Source organism: Shimia abyssi (genome assembly GCF_003014475.1).
Taxonomy (GTDB): domain Bacteria; phylum Pseudomonadota; class Alphaproteobacteria; order Rhodobacterales; family Rhodobacteraceae; genus Shimia; species Shimia abyssi.
Window position 1 is genome coordinate 126,365 of the sequence record NZ_PYGJ01000009.1, and the last position, 14,136, is coordinate 140,500.

13 protein-coding genes are annotated in these 14,136 nt (G+C 57.7%); 3 read left to right on the forward strand and 10 right to left on the reverse strand.

Features of this window, described 5'->3' with window-relative positions:
* Positions 1-7: 7 nt before the first annotated feature.
* On the reverse strand, positions 8-1,114 hold the full coding sequence (locus tag CLV88_RS14345) for a glycosyltransferase family 4 protein (RefSeq protein WP_106609099.1): 1,107 nt from the start codon (positions 1,112-1,114) through the stop codon (positions 8-10).
* Positions 1,111-1,773 carry a CDP-alcohol phosphatidyltransferase family protein gene (locus CLV88_RS14350; RefSeq protein ID WP_106609100.1) on the reverse strand — a complete coding sequence of 221 codons (663 nt, stop codon included), beginning with the start codon at positions 1,771-1,773 and terminating at the stop codon, positions 1,111-1,113. The genes CLV88_RS14345 and CLV88_RS14350 overlap by 4 nt, the downstream gene beginning before the upstream one ends.
* Before the next feature lie 88 nt (positions 1,774-1,861).
* Between CLV88_RS14350 and CLV88_RS14355 the strand changes: the two genes are divergently transcribed.
* Positions 1,862-2,620 (forward strand): phosphocholine cytidylyltransferase family protein, encoded by a 759-nt coding sequence (locus CLV88_RS14355; RefSeq protein ID WP_106609101.1) that lies wholly within the window; start codon positions 1,862-1,864, stop codon positions 2,618-2,620.
* 19 nt (positions 2,621-2,639) lie between these two features.
* Here CLV88_RS14355 and CLV88_RS14360 read toward each other — a convergent pair whose 3' ends face one another.
* From CLV88_RS14360 to CLV88_RS14395, 8 genes are all read right to left on the reverse strand, one after another.
* Positions 2,640-3,767, reverse strand: coding sequence for an LptF/LptG family permease (locus CLV88_RS14360; RefSeq protein WP_133169970.1), 1,128 nt, complete (start codon positions 3,765-3,767; stop codon positions 2,640-2,642).
* A complete protein-coding gene (locus tag CLV88_RS14365; RefSeq protein ID WP_106609103.1) occupies positions 3,764-4,879 on the reverse strand; it encodes an LptF/LptG family permease in 1,116 nt (371 codons plus the stop codon). Before CLV88_RS14365 ends, CLV88_RS14360 begins: the two co-directional genes overlap by 4 nt.
* Before the next feature lie 40 nt (positions 4,880-4,919).
* Complete coding sequence (locus CLV88_RS14370) at positions 4,920-5,792, reverse strand: phosphatidate cytidylyltransferase (protein ID WP_106609104.1); 873 nt, start codon at positions 5,790-5,792, stop codon at positions 4,920-4,922.
* Positions 5,789-6,583, reverse strand: a complete 795-nt coding sequence (locus CLV88_RS14375) for an SDR family oxidoreductase (protein ID WP_106609105.1) — start codon at positions 6,581-6,583, stop codon at positions 5,789-5,791. Before CLV88_RS14375 ends, CLV88_RS14370 begins: the two co-directional genes overlap by 4 nt.
* Complete coding sequence (locus tag CLV88_RS14380) at positions 6,583-7,704, reverse strand: inositol-3-phosphate synthase (protein ID WP_106609106.1); 1,122 nt, start codon at positions 7,702-7,704, stop codon at positions 6,583-6,585. Before CLV88_RS14380 ends, CLV88_RS14375 begins: the two co-directional genes overlap by 1 nt.
* Entirely contained in the window at positions 7,701-8,330 is a 630-nt protein-coding gene (locus CLV88_RS14385; protein ID WP_106609107.1) for a DUF4833 domain-containing protein, read from the reverse strand. The genes CLV88_RS14380 and CLV88_RS14385 overlap by 4 nt, the downstream gene beginning before the upstream one ends.
* A 4-nt stretch (positions 8,331-8,334) precedes the next feature.
* Complete coding sequence (locus CLV88_RS14390) at positions 8,335-9,561, reverse strand: aminotransferase class I/II-fold pyridoxal phosphate-dependent enzyme (RefSeq protein ID WP_106609108.1); 1,227 nt, start codon at positions 9,559-9,561, stop codon at positions 8,335-8,337.
* A gap of 179 nt (positions 9,562-9,740) precedes the next feature.
* Positions 9,741-10,232, reverse strand: a complete 492-nt coding sequence (locus CLV88_RS14395) for a class I SAM-dependent methyltransferase (RefSeq protein WP_106609109.1) — start codon at positions 10,230-10,232, stop codon at positions 9,741-9,743.
* Between the two features lie 239 nt (positions 10,233-10,471).
* Between CLV88_RS14395 and CLV88_RS14400 the strand changes: the two genes are divergently transcribed.
* Positions 10,472-12,250 (forward strand): ABC transporter ATP-binding protein, encoded by a 1,779-nt coding sequence (locus CLV88_RS14400; protein ID WP_106609110.1) that lies wholly within the window; start codon positions 10,472-10,474, stop codon positions 12,248-12,250.
* Complete coding sequence (locus CLV88_RS14405; protein ID WP_106609111.1) at positions 12,243-14,135, forward strand: ABC transporter substrate-binding protein; 1,893 nt, start codon at positions 12,243-12,245, stop codon at positions 14,133-14,135. The genes CLV88_RS14400 and CLV88_RS14405 overlap by 8 nt, the downstream gene beginning before the upstream one ends.
* Position 14,136 lies beyond the last annotated feature (1 nt).

The following is a 14,136-nucleotide window of genomic DNA, read 5'->3' on the forward strand; positions in this document are numbered from 1 at the left end:
CGCGACCCTAGATTGCGTCCCGATACAAGGTTTCGTACGCCGGCCCCACGGTCCGCACATCAAAGCGTTGGGCCTGTGACAACGCCCAACGACGCATCTGTTCCAGCTTTGCCGGATGTTCGGCAAAGTCCAAGATCTTGCGGCACAGCCCCCAGGATTCGCCCGGCGTCACCAGCAATTCGCGCCCCGGACCTGTCAAAACCGATGCAAACCCCGCATTGGCGGCTGCAATCGGCACGGTCCCAGCCGCCATGGCCTCGGCCAATATCAATCCAAAGCTTTCGCCGTATAGGGCCGGGGCAACCAACAGGTCCGCTGACGCCACCAGCTCCCGTGCCGCGTCGTCCTTGGGTGGGGGCTGAAACGACACACCGCCGATGTCACTATGCTTGACCTGATCGCGCAACAACCCTTCCTCAGGCCCGCTCCCGGCAATGATCAGCTCGGCTTCGGGCCGTTCATCGTGCACCCGCTTCCATGCTTCCAACAGCACCGCCACGCCTTTGCGTTCTTCCAAACGCCCCAGATACACCACCCGAAGCCGATCTGACTCGACAGCGTTCTGACCAGCAACGCGCCAGTCCGAAAGATCGATGGCAGGCGCCATAACTGACGGCTGAGGCTTTGCCTTGGCCGCGTTCCATTGCGCCAGCGGCGCGTCCGACGGTACAACGACAGCCTTCAATCGTTTGTTGAAATAATGGGCGCTGCGGCGCAGGTACCACGCGGTTGGATCAAACACCGACATCTTGGGCAATGTCGCATGAAATGTCCCAATCGACGGAACCCCCAGCGCGCGCCAGACCTGCCACGCCAGCATGGGAGTCCACGGCGTATGCAAATGCGCCACCTCCGCTCCCCAATCGCGCAGCTCTTCGACACAGGCGCGGATTTCTTCGCGCCGCGCATGTGCCATTTCGAAACGGGTGCCATGGATCGACACGTTGCGGCACTTTCCCAGCGCCATTAACCCCGGTATTTGGGCGTTTCCGGGTGGGGCCACAATCCGTACCTCATGCCCCTGATCACACAGCCACGCGCTCAGATCACGGATATGGCTTTGCACCCCGCCGGGTCGATTCATGGCATAAGGTGTGATCTGAACAATCTTCATTCAATAACTCGGGTCAGCGCGTCAAGGATGTCGCCGATGCTGTAAACCAGCACCGCGATAACAGCCAGATACATGTAGGGCCCGGACAGGAACAACAGCGGCACTAATCCGCTCAACCCATTTAGAAACCACATAATACCCCACATCTTGGGCCCGTCATCATCGGACTCGCCCTCTGGTACGCTGTCATTGCACACCCGCGCAAATAACCTCAGCCACCCGGCGGCGAACCCAATCATCGTCCAGAATGTGCCACCATCACCCAATCGATCCGCCAACAACCCGATCGAGGCGTAAAGCACACCCCATTGGAACATATCCACCAGGAAATCGTACCGAGCACCCGCCGCCGAATCCGTGCCACAAGCCCGCGCCATAGACCCATCAGCGCAATCAAGAACCTGAAACAAAAACGCCAATACAAAGCAAACCGATCCTGCCAGCCACAGTGGCAAAAACCCGGCCATCACCGGAATCAACGTCACAACACCCAAAGCCACCACAGTTACGCGTGTCGGCGTGGTCGATGTCTTCAGCAATAGCCATGCCAGCACCGTGCCCAACCCCCGATAAAGCAGGTACACGGACCAGTTTGTCCCCTTTTCCGCCTGCGCCGTCGCGCGATTGGCGGAAGCGACCTGTTTGAATGTGTATTGCATAGGAAACGTGCCTGTTATGTCGCTTGCGGATAGACCAGACCTCACATAGGGTCCGCGCCATTCTTAATCTGTTTTGGAAACGGAAAACATGGCTGATTTGAGCGCACTGATCCTTGCCGCAGGCCGCGGTGTTCGTATGGGGCCACGGGGCCGACTGACACCCAAGGGATTGCTCGAAATCGAGGGCACACCGCTTGTCGCGCGCTCGGTCAACCTGTTGCGCGCGCGCGGCATTCGCCATATCCGTATCGTGACCGGCCATCTCAACGACCAGTACGAGGCGATTTTTGCGGCTGCGTCTGATGTCGAATTGATCCACAACCCGATTTACGACACGACGGGCTCTCTGCGCTCGCTTGTGACGGGTCTCGATGGGGTGTCTGGTCACGTGGTGGTACTCGAATCCGATGTGATCTACGAAGCCCGGGCGCTGTCGCCAGTTGTGGCCGGTGAAACACGTCTGATCGTGTCTGGCGAGACCAACGCCACCGACGAGGTCTACGTCTGGTCCCGCCCCGGTGCCAACGGTGCGCCAGCATTCGATACAATGTCCAAGGATATCAACGCACAACCCGCTCCGCATTTCGGAGAGCTTCTGGGGATCACATGTTTCTCAGCTGCGCAGGTTTTGCGCTTGCGGGCCGCGGCGCAAACCGTGCTGGCCGAGGATCGCAAGGCTGATTACGAATCCGCCGTGATCGAACTGGCGCGCGACACGGATATCGAAGCTGTTCTGTTAGAAGACCTTGCCTGGACCGAAATTGACGACGAAACCATGTTTGCCCGTGCGATCAATACAGTCTGGCCGCAAATCGTGGCGCGCGACGGGATCAAACAAAGCGCCTGATGCGCTTACCCGGCTTAGTTCATCGCCGCCGCAGATACCCGGCTTGCCGCAGTTGCAGGTAAGTTGACATCGCAAGCGCTATCGCCAATGGCAGCATTGCCGCCACATAGGGCGATATGCGCCCGTGTATCCCCAACGCCCAGAACACCCTGACCGACACCAGTGTCACGTACCCGACCGTGGCCAGAATCAACAACCTGAACGGCGCCAATCTTCGCGCTCGCCGCCCTGCCATGGCCAAACTCGCCCCTAGCAGGGCAAAAATACCAGGCAGGAAAAAAGCCATGTTTCGAAAGGCCAGAGTGGTGCGCGCATCGTCGGCAACTCTTGTACCGTCCAACTGAGCAATCCGGCGTAAATGCTTGTTGGGAATGTAATATCCATTTACGTCCAGCCACCGCAGCCCCTCGATGTTGAGTGGTAGAACCATCCGCATTTTTTCAGATGTCTGCGTCGCATTCCCTGTCGACTGTTCGTCATTTTCCCAAAGTGTCACTCCGTGCAACACCCATTCGTTGCCAAGAGTATTCTGATCCGCACGCTCAGCAAACACGATCCGGCTGAGGGTGGGATCATCAACGCCCGCAAAGATCTGCAAGTTGCGCAGCTCTGGGTTTGCCCCCCGCGTCACCTCAGCCCGCATCGCCAAACCATCGCTGACAAACCAGCGCCCGCCCAGCTCTGTATGTGCAAACCAGCGTCCGTAGTTCCCTAGGTTCAGGCTGACCTGTGTCGCCACTGCCGGTGGACGCAGCCAGTTCTGGAACGTCCACTGAACCGTTCCAGTCACAATCCCCACCATCATCAGCGCGCTAAGCACCAATGTTGGCGGCGCCCCCGCCGCAGACAGGATTACATCCTCCAACCGCTGAAACCGCAGTAATGTCGCCACGCCAGCCCCAATCAGCGTCGCCATGCCCAAAAGGCGGGTCACGATATCGATCGCCCGAAACCCTAAATATGGTAAAAGCAATTGCATAACGCCGGTCTCACGTTCGGCGGCGCGCTGCTGAATGCGATCCATGTTGTCGCTCAGATCAATCGTCAACGCGATGATCAAAAGCGTAAACATCACAAACCCAATGGCCTGCAAATAGTTTGCCACCATGCGCCGAACCGCAAGCCCGCTATGCGCACGCCAACTCAAGAGCGGCGCCCCGAAGGTATCATCAGCGCTTCACCCTTTAGGCGCAGATAGGCCAGCGGTGGCCCAAGATATAGCGCAAAGGCGGCAACAATGACCAACACCGGCGGCCAGCTTTCTGCTACGCCCGTGATCACCAAGCGCGCCAAAATATCTCCGGTCATCAACAACAGTGTCGCCACGGGCAGGGCGATATATCGCCCCACTCCTGCACCACCCGCCACCAGCGCCGCCAGCGCGAGCATTGCCGCCATCGGCACCATCAATGCCCGCGTCGCCAGCTTGGCAATGCGCGGTGTCTCGTCCGGCGAGATGTTCAGAATGCGCTCGGCCTTGGTCCTTTCGCGTACGGGGGGCTGGGTGATGTCGGCCATGCGAAATGTGAAATCTGCCGCTGCCACCTCAAACCGGCTCACGTCTTTCTGCGCGGCTGGCATATCGGGGTAATCCCCTTCATAGGCTGCCAGATTGTTCAATTCGATCTTGCGTTCGGCCTCTGGGCCCGGTCCGGTCACGGTCCAATCCCGCGCCTGAATGGTGCGCCATCGCCCATCTACATCGGGCTGAAACACAAACAATTGCCCGCGCCGGTCTAGCCCGTCTTCGGGCGGGGTGGCCACAAAAGTCACGGTTTTTATTGTCTGCACCGAACTTACTGGGGTGGTTGCTTCTATCTTTGCAACGATGTGTTCACTGCGCAGCTCCGCCATCTTGATGCGGCCTGCATAGCGTGCCAATGGCGACAACACTCCTGAAATCGCAAGGCTGACCGCGCCACCCAGCAAGCCGATGATCAAGACCACACCCACGACACGCCGCCATGCCACTCCGGTGCTGGCCAGAATGACCAATTCCCCCCGGTTTCGTGCGTCCGAAACCACAAAATACACCGCGATCAAAAACCCAATCGCCAGCGCCAGATCCAGAATCTCGGGCATCTTGAAAACCAACAGAACCGACACATCAGCCGCGCTGCCTTCCAGCCTCAGCGCTTCCTCCATCAGTGTCGTAAAGCTTTCGGCCAAAAAAATCGCCTCGACCCCCAGCAGGATCACCAGCAACCGCCGCAGTATGGGAAAACCCAGCACGCGCACTATGGGGCCAAACACTCTCATGGCGTCACTCTCGACATGGCAGGCCCGTTACGCAACCCCGTCACAGCCACGTCACCAGAACCTGTAACGCGACCAAAGCGCCAGCGGCGGCGATCCAGCTGTCCAGCGAATCAAACATGCCCCCCTGACGCGCCATTAAAACTGGATAATCCTTGACCCCCGCCATGCGTTTAAGGCGCGATGCCGCCAAATCTCCCACAATAGCCATCCCGGCCACCATCAGCGCAATTAACACGACGCCCACAACGCTCAGACCCAATGCCACCGCCAAGACACCGCCGATCACACAAACACCAACAGCACCCCCGATCAGCCCCTCAACTGTCTTGCGTGGTGACAAAACAGGAAATGCCTTGCGTCGCCCAAACAGCTTGCCACTCAGCAGCGCAAAGCTGTCGAAAACCTCGACCAGCACATAGGCCCCGAACACCGCGATCCGCAAATCCGCGTCCACCGCGCCATGGGCAAACAACGCCATGGGCAAGAGCGGAAACACTAGCACATCGACTATACCGCGCCATCGCCCCAATGCATCGCTGCCAAAGACCAGTGCTGCAAACAACACTGGCCACGCAATAATAATGCCATACCGCGCTGCGGGCAGGGTGATCGTTGCTGCACACAGCCCCAAGGCCGCAAAGGCCAACCCACCATGGCCCAATCGCACCACGCCAACCTCGTATCCAACGCGTAGCGCGATTACACCAACCAGCACCAAAACGCCATTTGTGCCAATCAGCACCGCGCCAATCAATACGGCCGCAATCAGGGATGCACTGAAAAACGTAGCGAGCAAATCCTTGCCAATGTCACGCGTGCGGCGCATGGCGCACAGCGCGCCCAATACGCCGTACCCTGCCACCAACAAGACAGCAGCGATCAGCGCCAGTTGATCGATCGACACCGCGCTCATGGACCGAATTTGCGGATCATGCGCCGCTGATGCCAGCGCAGCACCGGTGCAATCAAGCTGCCAAATCGATGCAACCCGGCCATCTGGAACCCCGGCGCCACCACCAGCCGCCCGCGCGCCATACCGTCAATCAACCGTTGCGCCACTGGCTCGGCCTGCCACAGCCCGCCACCTTCGGAAATCTTGGCGGTTGCTGCGGGTTTCGTGGCCTTTTCTGCCTCTAACTGCGGTGTCTCGGTGTCGGGCGGATAACAGATCGTCACCCCGATCCCTTGTGGTTCCAGCTCCAGATGCAAAATCTCGGCCAGCCCGCGCAGCGCAAATTTTGACGGGGCATAGGCGCCATAGCCGTAGATCCCCACAAATGCGGTTCCCGACGAGATCAATCCAATCTGTCCGCCCCCCGCCTTGGCCATCGGCCCGGCCAGTGCCTTGGTGAAATAGAGCGCGCCAAAATAGTTCACCGCCATCTGGCGTTCATGCAACTCCAATGGCTGTTCGCTGAACAACCCCGGCTGCGCAAAACCTGCGCTGGCAATCGCCACCTCGGGCGCGCCCATTGCGGCCACCGCCTCGTCCAGCGCCGCAGTCACCGCCGCGCGGTCACTGACATCAACCGCAAAACAGCGCACATCGACATTTGGCGCAGCAGCTAGAATACCGTCGCGCGCCCGCGCCAGTTTCACACTGTCGCGGGCAAAAATCGCAATGTCATGGCCCTTTTGTGCCAACAGCTTTGCGGCGGCATACCCTATGCCGCTCGATCCACCGCTGACAAAGACCGGGCGCATCAGGCGCTGGCCTCGCCCCCTTTGACGAAGTCCATGATGACATCATGGGCATCGGTGTCTTCCATCTGCTCCGGGGGGTGCTTGAACAGATAGGCGCTCGCGCTGGTGATCGGACCGGACAGGCCGCGATCCTTGGCAATCTGGGCCAAACGAATGGCAACCAACGCTTCGGCGGCGGCATTCGGACTGTCTTCGACGTCCAGACGCACTTCGATATTTGTACGCGCGCCGCCAAACAGACGCCCTTCCATGCGGATATAGGCGACCTTGCGGTCATTCAGCCACGGCACGTAATCTGATGGACCAATGCGGATGTCGTCCGATTCAAGACGACGCTCCATCACGGCTTGCACCGCTTCGGTTTTGCTCTCGCGTTTGCTGACCAGACGATCCTGTTCCGCCATGTTCAGGAAATCGGTGTTGCCGCCGACGTTCAACTGATAGGTCCGGTCCACTTCGACACCGCGCTGCGCAGCCAACGTGGTCAAGGTGCGGTGCACGATGGTTGCACCAAACTGTGCTTTGAAATCATCGCCCAAAATCGGCACGCCCGCCTTACGGAACTTTTCGGCCCAAACCGGGTGCGATGCGATGAACACTGGAATACCGTTCACCACGGCCACACCGGCCTCCAACGCGCATTCCACATAAAATTCAACGGCTTGCTGCGATCCAACCGGCAGGAAAATCACCATGACATCCGCTTCCAGCTCGCGCAGCTTGGCAACGATGTCGTCTTTGCTCAGGGCAGGGGCCTCTGACAGGCGGAAACTGCGGTCTTCGCGGTTTTGCAGCATGTGCCACGCGACACCATCCAGATCGGGGCCACGATGGATCGCGCCAACCTGCTCGTCGATGTCCGTGTAAAACTGTTCGGTGCAATTTGGCGCCGCAAAGGCCGCTTCACCCAGCGATTTTCCAACCTTGCGGATATCCACGTCAAACCCAGCGACCAGCTCGACATCCTCGCAGCGATATCCGCCAAGATCCGGAAAGCTGACCCCAACTGCGTCCGCGCCCTTGGCTTTGCAATACGAAACACCTTGAATTAGTGAACTGGCACAGTTGCCCACGCCCACGATCACTGTGCGAATGGGGCGGTTCGATGTTGTTGTTGTCATTCCTGGTATTCTCCGCCGGAAACGGCAATTAGATGTGTCACAAACCGCCCCGTTTTCGGGTCAGCCGTATAAAGTCGCAGGCGCTCGACCTTTGGCAACATGCCGCTCTCGTCCAGATCGAGGTACCCATAGATCAGCTCAAAATCACGATTGCCCAGCCGTGTCCAGAGAGCAGCCTCAAAAGGACCGGTTTGGCGTAACATCAGTGTCTCACTACGCATGGCATTAAACGACACTTGATAGCTTTTGCCGTCTGGCATCGCTCGTGTGCGCACGCCAAATCCAAAAACACGCTCATACCATCGCAGGGGCATGATCTGCCCTTGTTCTTCAAAGCGGCGCCAATAAACATCGACGGGACGGTGTTTGTTCAACTGCCCATCATCGTCAAAGCGGGCCACGTAAACAATCGTGTTAGCGTTCGATGTACGCTGGACAAAGAACACCTGATGTCGTTCTGCCGGATGGCGAAACTCCGGGCGCGCGGTTGGCAGCTGCGTGGATGAACTGCTTGAAAGATAATGGATCTTTGGGCGCGCATATCCCGCGTCCGGTGTCAAAACCGCCGCCCCAATCGCCACTAACAGGCATATGCGCAGCATCATCGGGATCAGCTGCGCAACCATCAGATTACTCTGCGCTCAGGCGCGCCCGCACATCATGGGAACCGCCGGTCGCCTCTGCAATGGCATTGATCACGCGCTCAACATCTGCCTCGGTATGGGACGCGGACAAGAAGAAACGGATGCGTGGTAAATCCTTGGGCACGCCGATCTGGATCACAGGCGGGGCATAAATCCCCTGATCCATCAGCGCCTTGGCGACCATCACGCATTCCATAGGCGTGTCAAACATAATCGGCACAACGGCCTCGCCAATGGCTGTACCCGTGTTCAGCCCTGCCGCCTGTGCCTTTTCAAGGAACAACCGCGAGATATAGCGCAAACGGGTCACACGCTCTGGCTCGGCACGCAGAATTTTCAGGGCCTGATGCGAACTTGCCACCGTCGCTGGCTGCAATCCCACCGAATAAATGAAGCCGGCCAAACCATAGCGCATCCATTCGATAATCTGCTTGTTCCCGGCGACAAATCCACCAGCAGAGGCAAAACTCTTGGACAAGGTGCCAATCGACAGTTCAACCCGTGTCGGGTCCGTGCCAAAATGTTCGCTCAACCCGCGCCCAGTGGCACCCAGCACACCATACGAATGTGCCTCGTCCAGCAAAAGCCACGCGTCATGTCGCTCTTTAATGTCCAAAAGCTTGGGCAGGTCCGTAATGTCCCCATCCATCGAGAACAGACCCTCGGTGCAGATCAGAACCTGCCGATACTGACCACGCTTTTCCGCCAGAATGCTCTCAAGCTCGTTCAGATCGTTGTGCTTATAGGAAACTACGTCCGACTTTACGCCCTGTGTGCCCACCATAATCGAATTATGGGCCAGCTCATCCACGATGATCAGATCTTTGTGGTGCATCAGCAGGCCAATAATGCTGACGTTTGTCAGATAGCCCGAGATCATGGTCAGAACACCGCCCAACCCCAGAAAATCCGCCATGTCCGTTTCGAACGCGCGATGTGCCAAACGTTCGCCACCAACAAGGCGCGATGCGCCTGTGCCCGTACCATGCCGATCAATTGCGGCTTTTGCGGCATTCTTCATTTCCGGATGCTGCAACAGGCCCAGATAGTCGTAGTGCGCCATAGATAAATAGCCATCTGGCCATTTGGCGCTCATTTCTTCCAGTGCATCGGTCGCAGCGAAATATGGGTTGTCCCCGTCAATCAGAAATCCACCACCCAAGCGAAAGAATCGTTCCGCAAATGATAAAAAGCTCGAATTCTTGTCTTTCATACCATTCTCCGTTTTCGGACTTCTTGATCCATTGACTGGCTTGTTTCGTTGGCGGTTTGATCAATCCGATAACGGTTAAGACCCTTAAACGCCTGTTTAGCGAATATGAAGGCACAAATCGTGTCTATGCGCGCATTTGCGCCAAGTGCGTCTATTTAATCGTACATTACGTCCTGAATTCAGGCATCTCGTCGGTAAATAAAGCAGCGCCCCGGTACCGCACCCTCCGGCAAGGGCACGTTGCTCAGATTGTCAAAATACATCTGATCTGATGATACCATTAATCCGCCCACACATAGCAATGGTTCTATCAGCGGCGATACAAGTCGCGCAAATTGATCATTTTTTTCCAGATTGTGTCCACCTAGATCTGCATGAATTACAGTCGCGGTGGCACCAAAACGCGCCAATGCCTCTGGAAGCGTGTCACGCACATCGCCCAGCATCGTCATGTCTTCAGTGGGGCGTGAGGCTGGATTTGATTCCACTTGGCGCTCAAACACAAAAATTTCCCGCTCAGACATGATTTCACGCATGTGGTCAAATGTGCGCCCATTCCCCAGACCCAGTTCAAAGACCGGTCCGGTCATTTCTTTGGTCTGTTCAGCTGCGAAATTCAGGCACGCGCGTTGCGACACCATGCGATTGATGAATACGTCTAGTCGGCTCATGTCTGCGCTCCTGAAACTAGGCTGGAATGCTGTTTTCCTCCCCTAGACCAGATCAACCGTGAATGGCACTCAAAAAAGTAATGGTTTCGATCAAACGCGGTTAAAATCACCAAACTGTTATGTTCTTGGGAGAAGGGAACACGCTAGATGCTTGCGACAGCGGACATAATCATGTTCACTCCGCAAAGCACCTTCTGGCCTATTGGGGACGATTGCGGGGTGCGACGAGGGAAAAACGCGTGACGGCACTATTGAATGTAGAGAATTTGACAATCGGCTTTGGGGGCGCCGAGCCGGTTGTTGATGATGTCAGCTTTTCGGTTCAGCCGGGCGAGACGCTCGCACTGGTCGGTGAAAGTGGCTCTGGCAAAACCCTCAGCTGTCGGGCCGCCTTGCGCATCCTGCCCGCCGCGGCTCAAGTGCGATCCGGTCGCGTCTTATTGTCAGGCCCAGAAGGGGCGACGCCTATTGACCTGATGGATGTCAGCGAACGCCACATGTGCGGTATTCGCGGCGAACGCGTCTCGATGATCTTTCAGGAACCCATGCGCTCGCTCTCGCCGTTGCACCGGATCGGCAACCAGGTGACCGAGGTGCTGCGCCTGCACAAAAACATCAACAAGGCAGAGCAAAGGAAACGTGTTCTGGCGATGTTTGAACGTGTCGGCTTCAAGGATCCGGCGCGCATTTACGAATCATATCCGTTTGAGCTGTCCGGCGGTATGCGCCAGCGCGCTATGATCGCCATGGCCATGGTTGGCCGTCCCGAGCTGCTGATCGCAGACGAACCCACGACTGCGCTGGATGTGACCACGCAAGCGCAGGTGCTTGGTCTGATCAAGGATCTGCAACAGGAATACGGCATGGCCGTGGTTCTTGTGACCCATGACTTAGGTGTCGTCGCCAACATGGCCGACCGCGTGGTCGTGATGAACCGGGGCCGCGTGATGGAGGCGGGACCAGCGCCGCTTATCCTGACCGATCCCAAGCACGGCTACACAACCGACCTGATGGCCGCCGCGCCCGAGATTCCTGCCTCGCCCATGGATAAAGCCAAAGAGAGCGAGCGCGACTACATCCTAGAAATGCAGGACGTGTCCAAGACATTCACGCTCAAAGGCTCCTCTGCGTGGAAACCCAAAACCATCGTTCATGCGGTGCGTGGTATCGAATTTGGGGTCGAGCGCGGTAAAACACTTGCCGTTGTCGGCGAGTCCGGCTCCGGCAAAACCACCTGTGCCCGTATGGCACTGGGGGCAGAGCGGGCAGATCCCGGCGCCTCCATTCTGTTCCGCGCGGAAAAAGGCGGCGATGTCGTTGACCTGCAAAAGCTGGGCAATGCCGATCGGCTCGCGTTCCAACGCAAGGCGCAAATGGTGTTTCAGGACCCGTATTCGACCCTGAACCCCCGAATGCGCGTGAAAGAAGCGCTGACAGAACCCATGGAAATCCACGGCGTCGGCTCTGTGTCCGAACGCATGGATCGTGCGACGGAAATGCTGCGCTGGGTTGGCCTTAGCGAGAATATGCTCACCCGTTATCCGCATGCCTTTTCCGGCGGTCAGCGCCAGCGCCTGTCGATTGCTCGCGCGCTCATGCTGGGGCCAACTTTCTTAGTCTGCGACGAACCAACGTCGGCACTGGACGTGTCGGTTCAGGAACAGGTTCTGCAACTGCTCGAAGAAATCCGCGACCGGCTCAACCTCAGCTACCTGTTTATCAGTCACGACCTTGCCGTCGTGGCGCGCATCGCCGACGAAGTCGCTGTGATGCGCTCTGGTCTTGTGGTGGAGCAGGGGCCGCCCGACCAGCTTTTTTACAACCCGCAACACCCCTACACCAAGGCGTTGATTGCTGCTCAGCCAGAGCCTGACATCAATCGCCCTATCAACCTCAAAATCGTGGCCCAGGGCGCTGGAGAACCTTCCAGTTGGCCTGACGCGTTCCGCTTTGATGGGCTTCAGGCCCCTCCGCTGACGGAAACCGGCCCCGGACACAAGGTGCGCTGCTATGTTTAGATCTCTCGCTATTGTCCTCGCCACGTCGCTTTGTGCGACGGCCGCCTTTGCCTCCGACTATCTCGAAAGCAGTTTCTGGCAAGCCGAGGTCGACAGCGGCAATCTGCCCGCGGTGGCCGACCGCATTCCGGATGCCCCGCTTGTGGTCAATCTGGAACGCAAAGGGCGCGAGTTTGGCACCCAGGGCGGTACGATACGCACCATGGTCACACGGGTAAAAGATGTGCGCCAAATGGTGGTCTATGGCTATGCCCGCCTTGTTGGCTATGACGGGCGCTATGAACTGACCCCTGACATCCTCGAATCCATTGAAATCGTCGACGATCGCAAATTTACGATGAAACTGCGCCCCGGCCATCGCTGGTCCGACGGCCACCCCTTCACTTCCGAAGATTTCCGCTACTGGTGGGAAGATGTTGCCAACAACAAGCTGCTCTCCCCCTCCGGTCCAGTCGATTTTCTGCGTGTCGACGGTGAATTGCCAATTGTGACCTTCCCGGATGAAACCACTATCATCTACGAATGGTCCAATCCGAACCCGCAATTCCTGCAATCCTTGGCCGAGGCCCGCCCGCCCTTCCTCTACCGCCCTGCGCATTTCCTCAAAAACCTGCACGCGGACTATGCCGACGAGGATGTGCTGAGCGAAAAACTTTATGAGGCCCGCGTGCGCAGCTGGCCAGCGCTGCACAATCGAAGTGACAACATGTACAAGTTCGACAACCCGGACCTGCCGACGTTACAGCCATGGATGCTGGCCACCAAAGACGGCAAAAGCCGCTTCCTGTTTGTGCGTAACCCCTATTACCACCGTGTCGATTCCAACAACGTGCAGCTGCCCTATGTTGATGTCGTTGAAATGCAGGTTGTTGCACCGGGCCTTGTCGCCGCCAAGGCCAATGCCGGCGAAGTCGATCTTCAGGCGCGGGGTCTTGATTTCAAGGATACCGCCATCCTGAAAAAGGGCGAAGCGAACGGTAACTATTCAACCCTTCTGTGGGCCAACGGCACCGCCTCGCAAATCGCGATATACCTTAACCTCAACTATAACGACGATGGTTGGCGTGAAACCATGCGCGACCCGCGCCTGCGCCGCGCCCTGTCACTGGCGATCAACCGCAAGATCATCAACAAAGGCCTCTACTTTGGCCTGGCCAATGAGGGTGGCATGACAGTGCTGCCCATCAGCCCCTTTTACAAGGAAGAGAACCGCAAAGCGTGGTCCGCCTTTGATCCCGAGCAGGCCAACGCGCTCTTGGATGAAATGGGGCTGACTGAACGCGACAAAGACGGATACCGAACCTTACACGACGGGCGTCCTATGTGGATCGTCATCGAAACCGCCGGTGAGAGGCAAGAGGTTGAAAACGCTTTGCAAATCGTGATCGATAACTGGAAAGATGTCGGCATCAAACTGATTATGCGCCCGTTGGAACGCGATATCCTGCGCAACCGGGTCTATTCCGGCGAAACCATGGGCGCGGTCTGGTTTGGCTGGGACAATGGCTTGCCGCAAAGCTACACATCCCCCGCGTATATGGCGCCGCGCGAGCAGTCGTTTTTTGCCTGGCCGAAATGGGGACAGTATCATCAGACCGGCGGTGATGCAGGCGAACCGCCAGATGTGCTCGCCGCTGTGCGCCTTGATGAGCTGGCCGATAAATGGAACCACGCCTATACGGCGGTCGAACGCGGCCTGATCTGGCAGGAAATGGTCGACATTCACGCCGATCAGGTCTTTGCCATCGGGCTCCTGAATGGCGCGCCTCAGCCCGTCGTGGTGTCCAACCGCCTGAAAAATGTGCCGGAAAAGGCGATCTGGGCCTGGTCGCCTGGTGCGCATTTTGGCATGCACCGTCCCGATGAATTCTTCTTTACTGACTAGG

Coding starts and splice junctions, on each gene's coding strand:
- CLV88_RS14345 (WP_106609099.1), bottom strand. CDS start 1,114: ATGAAGATTGTTCAGATCACACCTTATGCCATGAATCGACCCGGCGGG.
- CLV88_RS14350 (WP_106609100.1), bottom strand. CDS start 1,773: ATGCAATACACATTCAAACAGGTCGCTTCCGCCAATCGCGCGACGGCG.
- CLV88_RS14355 (WP_106609101.1), top strand. CDS start 1,862: ATGGCTGATTTGAGCGCACTGATCCTTGCCGCAGGCCGCGGTGTTCGT.
- CLV88_RS14365 (WP_106609103.1), bottom strand. CDS start 4,879: ATGAGAGTGTTTGGCCCCATAGTGCGCGTGCTGGGTTTTCCCATACTG.
- CLV88_RS14370 (WP_106609104.1), bottom strand. CDS start 5,792: ATGAGCGCGGTGTCGATCGATCAACTGGCGCTGATCGCTGCTGTCTTG.
- CLV88_RS14375 (WP_106609105.1), bottom strand. CDS start 6,583: ATGCGCCCGGTCTTTGTCAGCGGTGGATCGAGCGGCATAGGGTATGCC.
- CLV88_RS14380 (WP_106609106.1), bottom strand. CDS start 7,704: ATGACAACAACAACATCGAACCGCCCCATTCGCACAGTGATCGTGGGC.
- CLV88_RS14385 (WP_106609107.1), bottom strand. CDS start 8,330: ATGGTTGCGCAGCTGATCCCGATGATGCTGCGCATATGCCTGTTAGTG.
- CLV88_RS14390 (WP_106609108.1), bottom strand. CDS start 9,561: ATGAAAGACAAGAATTCGAGCTTTTTATCATTTGCGGAACGATTCTTT.
- CLV88_RS14395 (WP_106609109.1), bottom strand. CDS start 10,232: ATGAGCCGACTAGACGTATTCATCAATCGCATGGTGTCGCAACGCGCG.
- CLV88_RS14405 (WP_106609111.1), top strand. CDS start 12,243: ATGTTTAGATCTCTCGCTATTGTCCTCGCCACGTCGCTTTGTGCGACG.